We start from the raw sequence: 14037 nt of genomic DNA, 5'->3' as shown, positions 1-14037 counted from the left end.
TTGCTGCGTATAATGACCCACCATAATTATTCTTAACCGCCCGTGGAGACGCTATGCGTGGGATCGCACTCCTTAAAAAACATTCAAAAAAAGTGCTCACTCTCCTTTTCGTGACGCTTATTGCGCTGTTTTGTATTAACAGTCAGTTTTATCCAGACAAAAACGCGAATAGTGCTTCGTCGCTACGTGATTATCACGTCATTCTTGATGGCAAAAAAATTAACGGCGTGAGCGAGAATATTTCCTCCCTCACCTGGTCGGCAAAAAGCGATACGTTATTCAGCACCATTAATCGTCCACCGGCTATTGTCGAATTGAGCAAGCAGGGTGACGCCCTGCGCACCATTCCCCTTGATTTTGTTCAGGATGTTGAAACTATTGAGTATGTGACTAACGATACTTTTGTCATCACGGATGAAAAAGACTATTCCATTTATGTCATTAACCTCGACGATCAATCGCACGTTTCGGTGGTGAAAAAGCTTCAGCTTGCGCTACAAAAAACGCCGACCAATACCGGCTTTGAAGGGCTGGCGTATTCGCCAGTTGACCGCGTGTTTTACTTCTTTAATGAGAAAAAGCCGGTCGCCATTTATCGTATTGAGGGCCTGCTGGAAAACAACGATCTGCAAATCTCTGATGATAAACACCTTTCGCGCGAACTGGACGTCAAAGATATCTCTGGTGCCGATTTTAACGCCGAAAATAATTCGCTATTAGTTTTATCTCATGAGTCGAAAAACCTTCAGGAAGTGACGCTGTCCGGCGATGTTCTCGGCGAAATAGCATTACGAGAGGGTGAGAACGGGCTGAGCCACGATATCAAACAGGCGGAAGGGATCGCCCGCGATGGTGCTGGCAACCTGTTTATTGTTGGCGAACCAAATCTGTTTTACCACTTTAGCAAAGCGCCGCCGCGCTAATCGGCAATGATATAGCGGGTGGCGGCGAAACGGTTAAGAATTAAATGGACCAGAAAGACCATCGTCAGCGTCGCCACCAGCGCGACGGTGACAGACGTTACGCGATACAGATCGCTAAAGACCAGATCCTGCTCCGGATGCAAATTCTGACCAAACATAATACCGATGGTGGTGATGCTGGAAAAACCAACGCCCGCGCCGACCTTTTCCATTACATGCAGACGTGCGCTAAACGCCAGCCCGAGGCCAATCAGGGGCATCATCAGCAACATATGACTGCTGTGATCGTAAAGCAGCAGTTGCACCGCCAGAATATAGAGGCAGGCCAGTACCACACCCACTACACGCCATAGCGAGCTCATTACCGCGCCGCGATAGTTCATCGGGAACAGGATGAGTATTCCGGCCATCAGTGCCGACAGCGAGTCACTGAGATCGCTTATCTGAAAAATCACGAAGATGATGGTGGCCACCGTGCCGGAGAGTAGCGATTCATGGCGCACCCGCGCTGCATCTTTCTCAATCAGCGGCGGGCGGCCGCGCGGCTCCACGTCCGGGATGAGATAGTTCATCAGCGCGCTCAGGCACACCGCCATGATGCTGGCTTCAACGTTGGAAAACATTAAGGTGTGCCAGTCGTTGGTGGGATAGCTCATAAAGTTGAGCATCACGCTTTGGCAAACCACGCCCATAGAGCCGAACAGAAACAGCGGGCCCTGGCTCATAAAGCGAAAACGCATGACGTACAGCGCGAAAACCACCAGCGTCATGATGACCGGCCAGCGCGATAAAAAGCCGATAATCAACACCATTTCAATACCGTTCAGCACCGCGCTGAAGATAAACTGCTTCGCCACATGGCGGTTAAATACTGGCACCAGCGACAGCAGCATGATCGGATAGACCACGAAAAAGACGCCGTACTGCACGTTATAAAAAGTTGAGACACTGAGCGCCAGTGTGCCCGCGACCACGATGCGCAGGGTCTGACGAAAATCATTAGCCGTGAAGGTAATGTTGTCATGTGGCGTAAACACGCGCGCCAGGGTGTTAATAGACATAGTGCAGCAGGCTCACCAGATGAATTTGCAGCCCGGAAAAGAAATGGGCAAACGGGCCTTCGCTATTGTAGAGCTGGACGGTGGCTCGCGCGCCGGTCGGCAACGGCTGCGCCAGTGGTTCATCCAGCGCCACATGGATGCGCATCCGCTGCGCGTCACGCACCCAGCGGTTCGACTGTTCTGGCTGGGAAAGCTGACCGTTAACCGCTTCCTGCCCGGCGAGGATACCGGCGTCGCTGCTGGTGACGTGGGCGGCGAAGACTTTACCTGGCATGGCATCGAACACCACCGCCGCATCGGTGCCAGGGCGGGTATGGCGCAGGCTTTTTTCACGGAAATCCGCCACGATATCTGTGTGAGCACTTACTAACGCCAGCAACGGCGTCCCTGCGGCGGCGTAAAGACCGGGACTGAGCTGGAGATTACTTACCGTGCCGTTATCCTCCGCACGAATTTGAGTCCAGCGCAAGTTAAGCTGCGCCTCCTCCAGCGCGTTACGGTATTTCTGCAGAGTCACGTTACGATTGTCGTCACGCTCGCCGCGCTCAATCGCCAGTTGATGAAGCGTGGCGTTAAGTGACGTCACCGACTGTTCGCTGCTCTGCCAGGTGGTACGCGCTTTATCCAGCTCCTGCTGCGACACGTTCTGGCTGGCGCTTAGCCGCTGGTAGCGCTGGAATGTCACCGCGTCGTTGCGAGCGGTCAGCTGCGCTGTTTTCAGGTTTGCCCGCGCGGCGGCAATCTGCGCGTCGAGCTGCTGATTGGTCAACTGAGCCTGATGCAGGGCAATTTGCGCAGCGTCAACACGATTACGAAACGGCGTCGGGTCCAGTTCGTAGAGCAGGTCGCCTTTCTTCACCGGGCTATTGTTGCGCACGTGTACCGCTGCCACATAGCCGGAAACACGCGCGGAAACCGGCGTCACGACGCGCATCACCGTTGAGTCCGGCGTCAGCGGTATCCAGATATCCGCCACGATAAAGTAGATGAACATCAGCAGGAAAGAGGCAATACTCACCCTTACCCAGCGGGCAAATTTTTGTTCAGGGGTCATTATGGTTTTGTCTTGTTATCTTCTTCGCGGATAGACCGCAAATTGCAGGCGATTTGATTTAATGTCGCGTTGAACATGTCTCTGTCCGGCGCGGGAATATCGTGCGTAACGCGTTCCTGAAACTGTTCAATAACCTGAGTCAGTTTTTCCAGTACCGCTTCTCCGTCAGGCGTCAGCACCAGCAGGCGTATCCGCTTATCGTAAGGCGATGTCTTACGCAGCAGATAGCCCTGTTTTTCCAGCAGCGTGAGGGTACGCATCAGCGGCGGCAGTTCGATGCCCTGCACTTCCGCCAGTTCAGTGATCGAAACGTTATTGCCCAGTTGATGCAGTTGCATAAGGACAGTCCAGCTTGACTGGGTCAGGCCGGTATCGAGCACCGCCCTGTCGATGACAGAGCGCCACTGGCGCACCACCATGGCCATTCGCATTCCCAGCGGACGGCGGGCGAACAGTTCGTCTTCGGTCATTGTGTCCCCTCTCGTTGCGCAGGATAAATTAATACTTATCAGAGTAAGTATCAAGAAACGAAGAGGTTAAGCGCATGGATTGCGAAAAGGAGAGAAGCCGGAGAACGATGCCAGGTCGCGACCGCGATGCCCGGTGGCGCTGCGCTTACCGGGCCTACAGAGTGGATAATTTTCAACTTCGGGGGCGGTAACTTCCTGTACGCTGACACCGCCTGCAACGCTCCCCCTCACCCCGGCCCTCTCCCTCAGGGAGAGGGAGAAAACCTATACCTCTGGCTCCGGCTGGCAGGAAAAAACCTCTCGTCGTCACTGTCGATGGCAATGACTCCCGTTGTCTAAAGTCTGCTCCCTCTCCCGATGGGAGGGGGAGAAAGCCCATACCTCTGGCTCCGGTAGTCGGGTCAAAACCACGCTTCCCGCAGACAGGAGAAAATCTACGTTTCCGGCTTTGGCCGTCGGGACGAAAACTTCTCGCGGCCGCTGTTGACGGCAATAACTCCCGTTGTCTGCAGACTGCTCCCTCTCCCTCAGGGAGAGGGAGAAAGCCCATACCTCTGGCTCCGGCTGGCAGGAAAAAACCTCTCGCGGCCACTGTCAATGGCAATAGCTACCGGTGTCTGCAGACTGCTCCCTCTCCCTCAGGGAGAGAGAGAAAGCCCATACCTCTGGCTCCGGCTGGCAGGAAAAAACCTCTCGCGGCCACTGTCAATGGCTATAACTCCCGTTGTCTGCAGACTGCTCCCTCTCCCTCAGGGAGAGGGCTGGGGTGAGGGGGGTACCCGGCACTACGCCAGACAAAACACCTTTACAGCCCCAGCGCCTTTTTCACCGCCGGTTCGGCTGGCTGGCCGTCGCGGCTGGTTACGCCGTTCAGCCACTGCCCCAGCAGTTCAGGCCGCTTCGCCAGCTCGGCGCGCGCGGCTTCGTTCACATCCTGTTTATCATCCAGCACACGGGTAATGACCGCGTTCTCAATCGCCACGTCAAACTTCAGCTGGCTGAAAAAGCGGTTGAGATTCGGGCAGTCGCTGGCGAAATCCTTACGCGTCACGGTATTCACCGTTGCGCTGCCGTAATTGGGGCCAAACCAGCTGTCACCACCGCTCAGATAGGTCAGCGGGAAACGGGTATTCATGGCGTGCGGCTCCCAGCCGAGAAACACGATCCACGCTTTACGACTCACCGCACGACTCACCTGCGCCAGCATCCCGCTCTCGCTCGACTCCACCAGGCTCCACTTCTCCAGCCCGAAATCATGCTTATCGAGCATCTTTTTAATATTCTGATTCGCCGGTGCCCCCGGCGCGATGCCGTAAATCTTATGCCCGAATTTATCAGCGTATTTTTGCAAATCGGCGAAATCCTTCACCCCTGCGTCAGAAACGTATTTCGGCACCGCGAGGGTAAACTTCGCGGCGGGCAGGTTTGCGCCCACCACTTTAATATCCTGCCCCGGATTAAATTTACCGATCACCGGCTCCTGCGCGGGCATCCAGTTGCCGAGAAAGACATCCAGCTGGCCGGACTTCAGCCCCTGAAAGGCCAGCGCCACCGACAGATTTTGTACCTTCTGCTGATACCCCAGCGCATTCAGCACCACGCCAGAAAGCGCGTTAGTGGCCGCAATATCGGTCCAGCCCGGATCGGACTGGTTCACCACCGCGCAGCGATCCGCTTCAGCGGCCGACGCGGTGAAGGGCGATACCGCCGCCGTTGCCAGCAACAGTAAAGGAGTCAGGTTTTTTGCTTTCATCATTGCTCTCCGACGCTATTTTTAATGGGACGCGGATAGCGGGCAAAAGCCTCCTGCTCATCCAGCGTCTGATGGTTACGAATAAAGCGCTGCGTCGCTGGCTTATGGGGCTGAAAATCCCACTGCGGGATCGCATCCCGGCCCGCCACGCGGGTCAAAAACAGCCGCTTTTGCTGGCTGGCGAGTACATCCTGATTCAGTTGCGGCAGATCCCAGCGCGAGGCGACGTCCTCAGCAAATACCTGAGCAATATCGTAATACTGCGGATCGGCGGCGAGATTACGCCGCTCATGCGGATCGTCCGATAAATTGAACAATTGTGGCGCTTCATGCCAGGCGAAAATATATTTCCACGGCCCGCGGCGGAGCATCACTTGCGGGCCAATTGCGCCTTCCGCCAGATACTCAACGCAGGCACCGTCCGGGCCAGGCTCTCCGCGCAGATGCGGCACGAGGCTGTGCCCGTCAAGCGGCGCAACCGCGCTGGCGCGGCGATCTTCCCCGCTCGCCAGCTCAACGAAGGTGGGCAATAAATCCACCAGCGACACGCTCTTTGCCACCCGACGCGGGGCAAAAAGATGCGGGTTATGCACGATTAACGGCACACGCACGGCGTTCTCGAAAAACGACATCTTGTACCACAGGCCGCGTTCGCCGAGCATTTCACCATGATCGGCAATCACGAATACCACCGTATTCTCCGCCAGCCCGGTCTCTTCGAGGGTGCTGAGGATCTCGCCAAAACAGTCGTCCACGTAGGCCAGCGCGCCATAATAGGCGTGACGCGCCCGGCGAATATGCTCGTCGGTCAATAGCCCGTCCTCCAGTTGATACATCGCGCGCAGTCTTGCCGAGTGCGGATCGTCGTCGACATCCTGCGCACCGATCTGCGGCAGATCGACCTCCGCGTCGCTGATCCGATCCAGATAACGTTTGGGGATCGCAAACGGATCGTGCGGATGGGTCAGCGACAGATGCAGCAGGAACGGCTGTTCGTCGGGGCGGCGGGCGGCGTCGTATAACCGCTGGCGCGCGAGGAACAGCGCTTCATCATCAAAATCAAGCTGGTTGGTGCGTACACACTCACCGGCTTCCAGCACCGAACTCATGTTGTGATACCAGTCGAGACGACGCTCAGGATGCTGCCAGTCCGGCGTCCAGCCAAAATCCGCCGGGTAGATATCGGTGGTCAGACGCTCGTCAAAACCGTGGAGCTGATCCGGACCGCAAAAGTGCATTTTGCCGGACAGCCAGGTGCGATAGCCCTGCTCGCGCAGGTAATGGCAAAATGTCGGAGAATCGGCATGAAACTCGGCAGCATTATCGTAAACCGCGTTACGCGAAATAAACTGCCCGGTCATTAGCGACGCACGCGAGGGTGCGCACAGCGGACTGTTGCAGTAGGCCGATTCAAAGACCACGCCTTCCCGTGCTAATTTATCAATATTGGGTGTCAGACTGACATTATTTCCATACGCTTTTAACGCACTCGCCGTTAACTGATCCGCCATAAGAATAACGATATTCGGTTTATTTATAAGCATCGTTCCGCCAAAGATAAAATTAATTCTGTAACCGTGTTATTTTTATCGCACGCGATTTTCGCGCTGTGAAGTCATTATTTTATTATCGTGGCATAAGGTGTATTTATGGCTGGAAAATTACAGCTCCCTCCGTTACAGGTTTTAGTCGTATTTGAAGCAGCGGCGCGCCACGGTAATTTTACCGCTGCTGGCAATGAATTGGGTCTTTCGCAACCGGCGGTCAGCCAGCGTATTCAGTTACTGGAAAGTCAGTTAGATGCGCCGCTGTTTGAGCGCCGTCACCGTGGCGTGCAGCTTACCGAGGCGGGTAACAGCCTGTATCACATCGTGCGCAGCAGCCTGAATGAGATCAGCGAACAGCTGGAGCGCACCCGCTATCAGCGCAGCGTGCTGCGCATCGACACCGACATGGGCTTCGCCAGCTACTGGCTGATGCCTCGCCTCAACGCCATCCAGGCGCTGATCCCCGGCGTCGAGGTACAGGTTTCGACCTCGCCCAACGACTACAATTTTCGCGACAGCAACGCCCCGCTCACCATCTGTTTTGGCGGCGGTCACTGGCCGGGAACCCAGAGCCAGCGCCTGTTTCCGGAGCACGTCGTCCCGGTGTGTAATCAACAGATTATGCAGCAGCTCGGCGATAATCCCGCGCCAGCGTCGCTGCTCGGCTTCCCGCTGCTGAAGCTGCCGGAGACCCGTCCGCAGCGCTGGCTGACCTGGGAAGACTGGTTCCGCCAGCAGCGGTTACAGGCCAGCAATGTCACCGCCTCACGTACCTTCAACGCCTACTCGCTGGTGATCCAGGCCGCGCTGGAAGGCCAGGGGATTGCGCTGGGCTGGCGACCACTGATCGCCCCGCTAATCGCCAGCCGCCAGTTATTTATCTGCGGCCCGGAAATGCGCAGCGAACGCGGCTATTTTTTAATTTCATCGGCCAGCAAACCTTTATCACCACAGCAGCAAAAAGTGAAATCGTGGCTGCTGGATGAAGCCTGGAATTTTCACTATTCCGACATCGCTTTGCCGAAATTGATATAACCTAAGCAATAAAAAGACTATTAAAAAACTGTAAAACGCTTTACCCCGGATACTTATTTTAAGGTAGGGTAGGTTTGCTCCCGTTAAATATGTGATTGCAATATGCCAAAACCAATAATTGAACTGCGCCATGTGAATAAATACTATTCAACGTCGGCACCCGGCTCCTTTTTTTCACGCCAGCAGGCAAAAGCCAGGGTGCAGGCGCTGGACAACATTAATCTGGAAATTTATCCCGGCGAGATTTTCGTGATTGTCGGTTTATCCGGCTCGGGCAAATCAACGCTCCTGCGCACCCTTAACCATCTGATCCCGCCTGAAGAGGGTGACGTGTTTTTTGAACAGCAGTCGCTGACATCACTAACCCCGGCCCGGCTGATCGCCCTGCGCCGTCAGCATATCGGCATGGTGTTTCAGTCTTTCGCTCTGTTTGACGAGCGCACGGTGCTGGACAACGTTGCCTTCGGGCTGGAAGTCGCTGGCGTGGAGAAAGCGGAGCGCCACCAGCGCGCCCGCCTCATGCTGGAGAAAGTCGGTCTCGCCGCCGTTGCCGACCAGCATCCGCACCAGCTTTCCGGCGGCATGCAGCAGCGCGTGGGACTCGCCCGGGCGCTGGTCGTCAATCCGTCCGTACTGCTGATGGACGAAGCGTTTTCAGCGCTGGACCCGATTATCCGTCGCGAGATGCAGTCCCTGCTACTGAACCTGCAGGCTGAGCATCAGCGCACGGTGGTATTCGTCACTCACGATATGGAAGAAGCGCTGCGCCTTGGCTCGCGCATCGCCATTATGGAGAAAGGCCAGCTTGTGCAGGTTGGCTCGCCGGAGGCGCTGATCAACGCCCCCGCCACGCCCTACGTGCGCCATTTCTTCGCAGGCGTTGACGTTTCCCGCTGGCAACTGGCGGAAAACTACGCCGATGTCTGGCCCACGCATTAAAAGAGGACGCGATGGCTTATCCCTTAGATTTCAGCCGTGAGATCGACCACGGCATTCAGGCGCTGCTGACCCATGCAGGCGGCTTTTTTGACGGCCTTGCGGCGGTGATTGACGGTTTTGCCGGTGGACTGGAGACGGTGATCAACTGGCTTAACCCGTGGGGACTGGTGGTGCTGACGGTGGCGCTGGGGCTCTGGCGCATTGGCAAAGGCTTTGCGATTTTTGCGCTGCTGGCGATGCTGTACATCATCTACAGCGGCTATAGCGATCACGCGGCGGTCACGCTGGCCCTCACCCTCTCATCCACCTTTTTCAGCCTGCTGCTTGGCATCCCGCTCGGCATCTGGAGCGCACGGCGCGCGGCGGTGGGCAGCGTGGTACGTACCCTGCTCGATTTTATGCAAACCATGCCCGCGTTTGTTTATCTGATCCCGGCGACGATCCTGTTCGGGCTGGGACGCCCGCCCGGCATTTTTGCGACAGTCCTGTTTTCCATGCCGCCGGTGGTCAGACTGACCGACCTCGGCATTCGCCAGGTCAACGCCGCGCGCCTTGAAGCCGGGCTGGCGTTTGGCTGTACGCCGCGACAGCTTCTGTGGAAAGTCCAGCTCCCCGCTGCGCAGCCGGCGATCATGGCCGGCGTAAACCAGACCATCATGATGGCAATGTCGATGGTGATCATCGCCTCAATGGTCGGCGCAGGCGGGCTGGGGAACGATATTCTCAGCAGTATTCAGCAACTGGATATTGGCCCCGGCCTGCAAAGCGGGATCGTGGTGGTGCTGATGGCGATCCTGCTCGACCGGCTCTCTGCCAGCCTCGCCCGCCGCCAGCATTAAGGAGCGCGCAAGGCCGCTCCTTTCGCCGATCGTGTGACCATTCCGAGTCGTCTCGCGGCTCAAAAGCCTGTAACCCTGCGGCAGTCCCGCGCAACCGCAGGGGTTACGATTTGCAAGGCGGCTTCAGACGTAGCGTTTACCCTTTTTACTGCTGGCGGGTTTCCCTTTGAACACCCACGGACCATCCATCGTCAGCACCACATTGTCGCCCTTGCGGGTCAGCCACGGCGTGTCTTCACTGCCTTCTTCCGAGGTGACGCCCGCCGGACGCAGGACGATACTGTCTTCGTCAATCTCGATCAGGCCAATTACGTAAGTGTAAATCCCTTCGTCATCCTCACCGTTATTGAAATCATATGCGCAGTCCACCACCTGTTCGCCGTACTCCATACGCATGGTCGGCTGTAAAGACGCCACCGACACCGCACCGTTGCTGACCGCAGAGTACACACTGCACACGATAGCCACTTTCCCGCCCATCAGACGTGAGATCGCCGGGTTAATTTCTACCGTTTCGGTTGCCGGTGCCGAGGCGCTGGCCGCGACCACATCGCCACTGTGGCGTATCCACGGATAAGCGTCAAACGCACCAGGATTATCCGGGGCACAAACCAGTGACATCTGACCATCCGGGCGCAGGATGCCGATCCGCAGGTCGAGATCGTCATTATCTTCGCCATCGCCATTGTCAATCCAGGTGGCGCTGACGCGGATGCTTTTCGGCGCGGCCGATCCTTTGATCAGCGACACTTTATGGTGGGCATCAGGTTTGGTGAGGGTGACTTTTTTCAGGCTGACTGGCGGCGTGGCCGGTGCTGGCGCTTCCACCTCAATGCCGTACAGATTACACAGCCCTTCAAGCCCGGAGTTAAACCCCTGCCACACCGCACGGGCTTTGTTTTCGCCGTTGCGCACGTATAACTCCAGCACGATGATGCCGGTTTCCGCACTGAAAGCGCCAGCCGTCAGCTCAAGCGTCTGGCTGCCCGCCACAATTTGCGCCTGCAAATCCCTGACGCTGGCAAACCCGCCTGCGCTACCGTCCTGGGTCAAGGTCACGGCAATTTTGACGATCTCTGCGGGCAAACGTGAGAGGTCAAAATCGATGCAGTGGCTTAAGGTGGTGCCGCTGGCAGCAGGTGCCACAAAGGTCGCGGCCCCTGACGCATGCTGCGGTGCATTGAAAAAGACCATGTCATTATCGTTGATCACTTTGCCGGAGGCGGTGACCAGGAAGGCCGTCAGGTTGACGTCGAGATCCGCGCTCGCGGTATGGCTCACGCGCACCTGCCCGCGCGCCTGAGATAATGCCGTGTTCTGGCCAGGTTGTAATGCCTGATTCATTAAGTCATCCTTTCCGTTGCGGTGAATTCATCCCCCGGTTTACCACAGCCGCTTAATGGAGGGAATCGACAATGTGCTGTCGCAGCCAGATATGCCCTGGATCGCGATGCACACGCTCATGCCACAACATCATCATCTCAAACCCGGCAATTTCCAGCGGCGGCTCAACAATTTTCAGCATGCGCGCCTGTTTTACCAGACGTTCAGGCAGCATTGCCACCATATCGGAGCGCGCCAGTGTCTCCAGCATGACTAAAAAATGCGGTACCGACAGCACCACCCGGCGCGACAATCCTTTGTTTGCCAGCGCCACATCGGTCGCCGCATGAAACCCGCCGCCGTCCGGGGAGACGATGACGTGCTCCATCTGGCAGAACTGTGCCAGGGTCGGCGGCCGTTTCAGGCCCGGATGATCGGCCCGTCCGGCCAGCACATAACGTTCGGTAAAAAGATGCCGCTGGTGCAGCGACAGCGGCGCACCTTCGCGAGTATGAAAAACCAGATCGACCTCCTGCTGCTCCGCCTGACGGACGATCTGATCCGGTCGCAGTTCCAGCACCGCCAGCCGGGTGCCGGGCGCAACGGTACGCAGTTCATTTAGGGCAGGCAAAATGATGGCCGAGGCCATGTAATCGGTGGCGACAATACGCCAGGTATTGACTGCCTGTGCCGGGTCGAACGCCTGAGCGGGCGCAATGGCACTTTCCAGCGCCTCCAGCGCCTGCCGCAGCGGCTCACGCAACGCTTCGGCTCTGGCGGTGGGCTGCATGCCACGCGGGCCGGGCAACAACAGCGGATCGGCAAAAGTATCCCGCAGCCGCGCCAGTTGTACGCTGACTGAAGGCTGTGACAAATTCAGCCGCCGCGCTGCACGGGTCACGTTGTGCTCGGTCAGCAACACGTCCAGCGTCAGCAGCAAATTCAGATCCAGGTTGCGAAAATTAATCATTACTATACCTGTAATATCAGTAATTAATTTCTACTATAGCGACCAGCGACCTACTATGCAGCGACTTTCTTATGACAGGTAACCCTTATGAATGTTCTTATTGTGTATGCCCATCCGGAACCGCGCTCGCTGAATGGATCGCTGAAAGACGTGGCGGTCGCGCATCTACAGCAGGCCGGGCATCAGGTACAGGTGTCCGATCTCTATGCGATGCAGTGGAAATCGCAGCTCGATCCGGCAGACAGCCTCGCGCCGGTTCAGGGCGATCGTTTTGATCCGTCGCTGGATTCAAAATACGCCTTTGAAAACGGCATGCAGCGCGAAGACATCGCCCGCGAGCAGGAGAAATTACGCTGGGCTGACACGGTCATCTTCCAGTTCCCGCTCTGGTGGTTTTCGATGCCCGCGATCCTCAAAGGCTGGTTCGATCGGGTCTACGCTTACGGCTTTGCCTACGGCGTCGGCGAGCATAACGATCGTCACTGGGGCGATCGCTACGGCGAAGGCACGATGGCCGGTAAACGCGCGATGCTGATCGTCACCACCGGCGGCTGGGAATCGCACTACAGCCCGCGCGGCATCAACGGCGCGATTGACGATATCCTCTTCCCCATTCAGCACGGCATGCTGCACTATCCGGGATTTGAGGTATTGCCACCGCTGGTGGTGTACCGCTGCGGAAAAATGGATCAGGCGCGCTTTGGGGAGCTGACCCGGCAGTTAACGCAGCGGCTGGATAACTTATGGCATACCGCGCCGCTGCCGTACCGCAAGCAGAACGGCGGGGATTATCTGATCCCGGATCTGACGCTGCGGGAAGGGCTGGCGGCGGGTGAATCGGGACTGGCGATCCATCAGCATAAGCGGGCGTAATACGCCGTTGTTCCCGGTGCTCTGCCAGCTCAGGAAAGCCTGGCTGACAGGGCATTCACTCCTCCCGTTTAAGGATCTTCTCCAGATAGTCCTCAAGCTGGTGCCGCCGCAGATATTCGCTTACGTCCTGCCTCCAGCCTTCGCCATCGCCCAGCACCGCGCGGCTGCTGGTGGCGGCGTGCAAATAGCGATTGTCGTAGAGATTAATCAGCGTCTGATTCATGGAATCAATATTGAATCCGGGTTTCTTGCGCTGCTGATGCTCCAGCGAACGCAGTATTCGCGCCTGCTTCTCAGGGTCCGGGGTAAAAACCTGTTCGTTAAGCTCGCTGATCACCAGGAAGTCGGGCGGGATACCCTCTTCCCTTGCTCCCTGAAACCGATAGTGCCCGTCGAGGATCACAAAGGACGCCAGCCCGGCGATATACCAGACGAGGACGGGCGGAAGTTGCCCCTCGCGGCATTTTTTGCGCCACCACTTCAGCCGCCCGGCATTGGTATCCACCGCGTAACGGCCCAGCAGTAAATTGCCGCCCCACCACCAGTCCACCATTTTCACTTTTTCCGGACGGGTGAGATCGGCCATGTCCTCAGCGTAAAGCATCCAGTCGCAGCCCATCTTGTCCGCGCTGGCAGGCGAGTGAAAATGCCAGTTCTCCGGGGTAAAGGGCTTTTTTAGCGAGTACGGCGCACGATCTTTGACCTGCGCCATCGGGCGCATCAACCAGCGACCTGCGGGGAGCAACGGCGAAGACGATTCCATTAACTGACGGGCAAAATAGCGGCACCATTCGCTGGTCCAGCTCACGCCACCTTTACGGAGAATGGCTTCGATATCCTGAGAAGTGACGGGCGGCAGCAGGTCTTGCTGGTCCGGGTGATCGGCGTTAAACACCAGCCAGACGCCGGAATAGTCTTTCAGCACCGTCGCCCAGAACAGCGTCTCGCCGCGCACCTGGAGCGCCATTCGCTGATGATGGCCACTCAGCATTTGCAGGGTATGCGCATTTTCGCTGTCACGGATGATCAGCTCAAGGCCCTGCCAGCGGTCGTTACGATCGAGGTAGTCTTTCCACCAGTAGTCAGGCATAGGGAATTCCGGTAAGAGAAATTTATCAAATAATCATCGTGGAAATAGAACCATCCCGTAAGGTAATAATAAAGCTACCAACAATTATGACTACACAAATTAAATATGCTGGAGTATTCTCATCATTTTAGTGATATTACGAATAATAATCAAAGAGCTA

The 14037-nt window shown here is 56.7% G+C and carries 13 protein-coding genes; 5 read left to right on the top strand and 8 right to left on the bottom strand.

Annotation, left to right across the window (positions count from 1 at the left end; translation table 11 throughout):
* Positions 1 to 53: 53 nt before the first annotated feature.
* A complete protein-coding gene (locus CHU32_RS11870; protein WP_103675732.1) occupies positions 54 to 923 on the top strand; it encodes an SdiA-regulated domain-containing protein in 870 nt (289 codons plus the stop codon).
* On the opposite strand, the gene CHU32_RS11865 is transcribed toward CHU32_RS11870, so the two are convergent.
* The 5 genes from CHU32_RS11865 to betC form a co-directional block, all read right to left on the bottom strand.
* Positions 920 to 1984 (bottom strand): DUF2955 domain-containing protein, encoded by a 1065-nt coding sequence (locus CHU32_RS11865; RefSeq protein WP_103675731.1) that lies wholly within the window; start codon positions 1982 to 1984, stop codon positions 920 to 922. The genes CHU32_RS11870 and CHU32_RS11865 overlap by 4 nt on opposite strands.
* Complete coding sequence (locus tag CHU32_RS11860) at positions 1974 to 3041, bottom strand: HlyD family secretion protein (RefSeq protein ID WP_103675730.1); 1068 nt, start codon at positions 3039 to 3041, stop codon at positions 1974 to 1976. Before CHU32_RS11860 ends, CHU32_RS11865 begins: the two co-directional genes overlap by 11 nt.
* On the bottom strand, positions 3038 to 3508 hold the full coding sequence (locus tag CHU32_RS11855) for a MarR family winged helix-turn-helix transcriptional regulator (RefSeq protein WP_103675729.1): 471 nt from the start codon (positions 3506 to 3508) through the stop codon (positions 3038 to 3040). The genes CHU32_RS11860 and CHU32_RS11855 overlap by 4 nt, the downstream gene beginning before the upstream one ends.
* An 805-nt stretch (positions 3509 to 4313) precedes the next feature.
* Positions 4314 to 5264, bottom strand: a complete 951-nt coding sequence (gene choX / locus CHU32_RS11845) for a choline ABC transporter substrate-binding protein (RefSeq protein ID WP_245880214.1) — start codon at positions 5262 to 5264, stop codon at positions 4314 to 4316.
* Positions 5261 to 6805: a choline-sulfatase gene (betC, locus tag CHU32_RS11840; RefSeq protein WP_103675726.1), complete on the bottom strand. Its 1545-nt coding sequence runs from the start codon at positions 6803 to 6805 to the stop codon at positions 5261 to 5263. The genes choX and betC overlap by 4 nt, the downstream gene beginning before the upstream one ends.
* A gap of 105 nt (positions 6806 to 6910) precedes the next feature.
* On the opposite strand from betC, the gene CHU32_RS11835 reads away from it, so the two are divergent.
* The 3 genes from CHU32_RS11835 to CHU32_RS11825 all read left to right on the top strand — a co-directional run bounded on the left by CHU32_RS11835 (position 6911) and on the right by CHU32_RS11825 (position 9621).
* Positions 6911 to 7843 carry a LysR substrate-binding domain-containing protein gene (locus CHU32_RS11835; protein WP_103675725.1) on the top strand — a complete coding sequence of 311 codons (933 nt, stop codon included), beginning with the start codon at positions 6911 to 6913 and terminating at the stop codon, positions 7841 to 7843.
* A 102-nt stretch (positions 7844 to 7945) separates the two neighbouring features.
* Positions 7946 to 8782: an ATP-binding cassette domain-containing protein gene (locus tag CHU32_RS11830; protein ID WP_103675724.1), complete on the top strand. Its 837-nt coding sequence runs from the start codon at positions 7946 to 7948 to the stop codon at positions 8780 to 8782.
* A gap of 11 nt (positions 8783 to 8793) precedes the next feature.
* Entirely contained in the window at positions 8794 to 9621 is an 828-nt protein-coding gene (locus CHU32_RS11825; RefSeq protein ID WP_103675723.1) for an ABC transporter permease, read from the top strand.
* Positions 9622 to 9744: 123 nt separating this feature from the next.
* On the opposite strand, the gene CHU32_RS11820 is transcribed toward CHU32_RS11825, so the two are convergent.
* Together CHU32_RS11820 and CHU32_RS11815 are read right to left on the bottom strand one after the other, a co-directional pair.
* Positions 9745 to 10965, bottom strand: coding sequence for a TerD family protein (locus tag CHU32_RS11820; RefSeq protein ID WP_103675722.1), 1221 nt, complete (start codon positions 10963 to 10965; stop codon positions 9745 to 9747).
* A gap of 52 nt (positions 10966 to 11017) precedes the next feature.
* Positions 11018 to 11914 (bottom strand): LysR family transcriptional regulator, encoded by an 897-nt coding sequence (locus CHU32_RS11815; RefSeq protein WP_103675721.1) that lies wholly within the window; start codon positions 11912 to 11914, stop codon positions 11018 to 11020.
* 87 nt (positions 11915 to 12001) lie between these two features.
* Here CHU32_RS11815 and CHU32_RS11810 point away from each other — a divergent pair, with 87 nt between their 5' ends.
* Positions 12002 to 12787 carry an NAD(P)H-dependent oxidoreductase gene (locus CHU32_RS11810; RefSeq protein WP_103675720.1) on the top strand — a complete coding sequence of 262 codons (786 nt, stop codon included), beginning with the start codon at positions 12002 to 12004 and terminating at the stop codon, positions 12785 to 12787.
* A 55-nt stretch (positions 12788 to 12842) separates the two neighbouring features.
* On the opposite strand, the gene CHU32_RS11805 is transcribed toward CHU32_RS11810, so the two are convergent.
* Positions 12843 to 13877: a ParB/Srx family N-terminal domain-containing protein gene (locus CHU32_RS11805; protein WP_103675719.1), complete on the bottom strand. Its 1035-nt coding sequence runs from the start codon at positions 13875 to 13877 to the stop codon at positions 12843 to 12845.
* Positions 13878 to 14037: the final 160 nt, after the last annotated feature.

The sequence above is a fragment of the Superficieibacter electus genome (genome assembly GCF_002915575.1).
Taxonomy (GTDB): Bacteria; Pseudomonadota; Gammaproteobacteria; order Enterobacterales; family Enterobacteriaceae; genus Superficieibacter; species Superficieibacter electus.
Note: the sequence above shows the minus strand (reverse complement) of the source record. Positions and strands in the feature narration are given on the sequence as shown.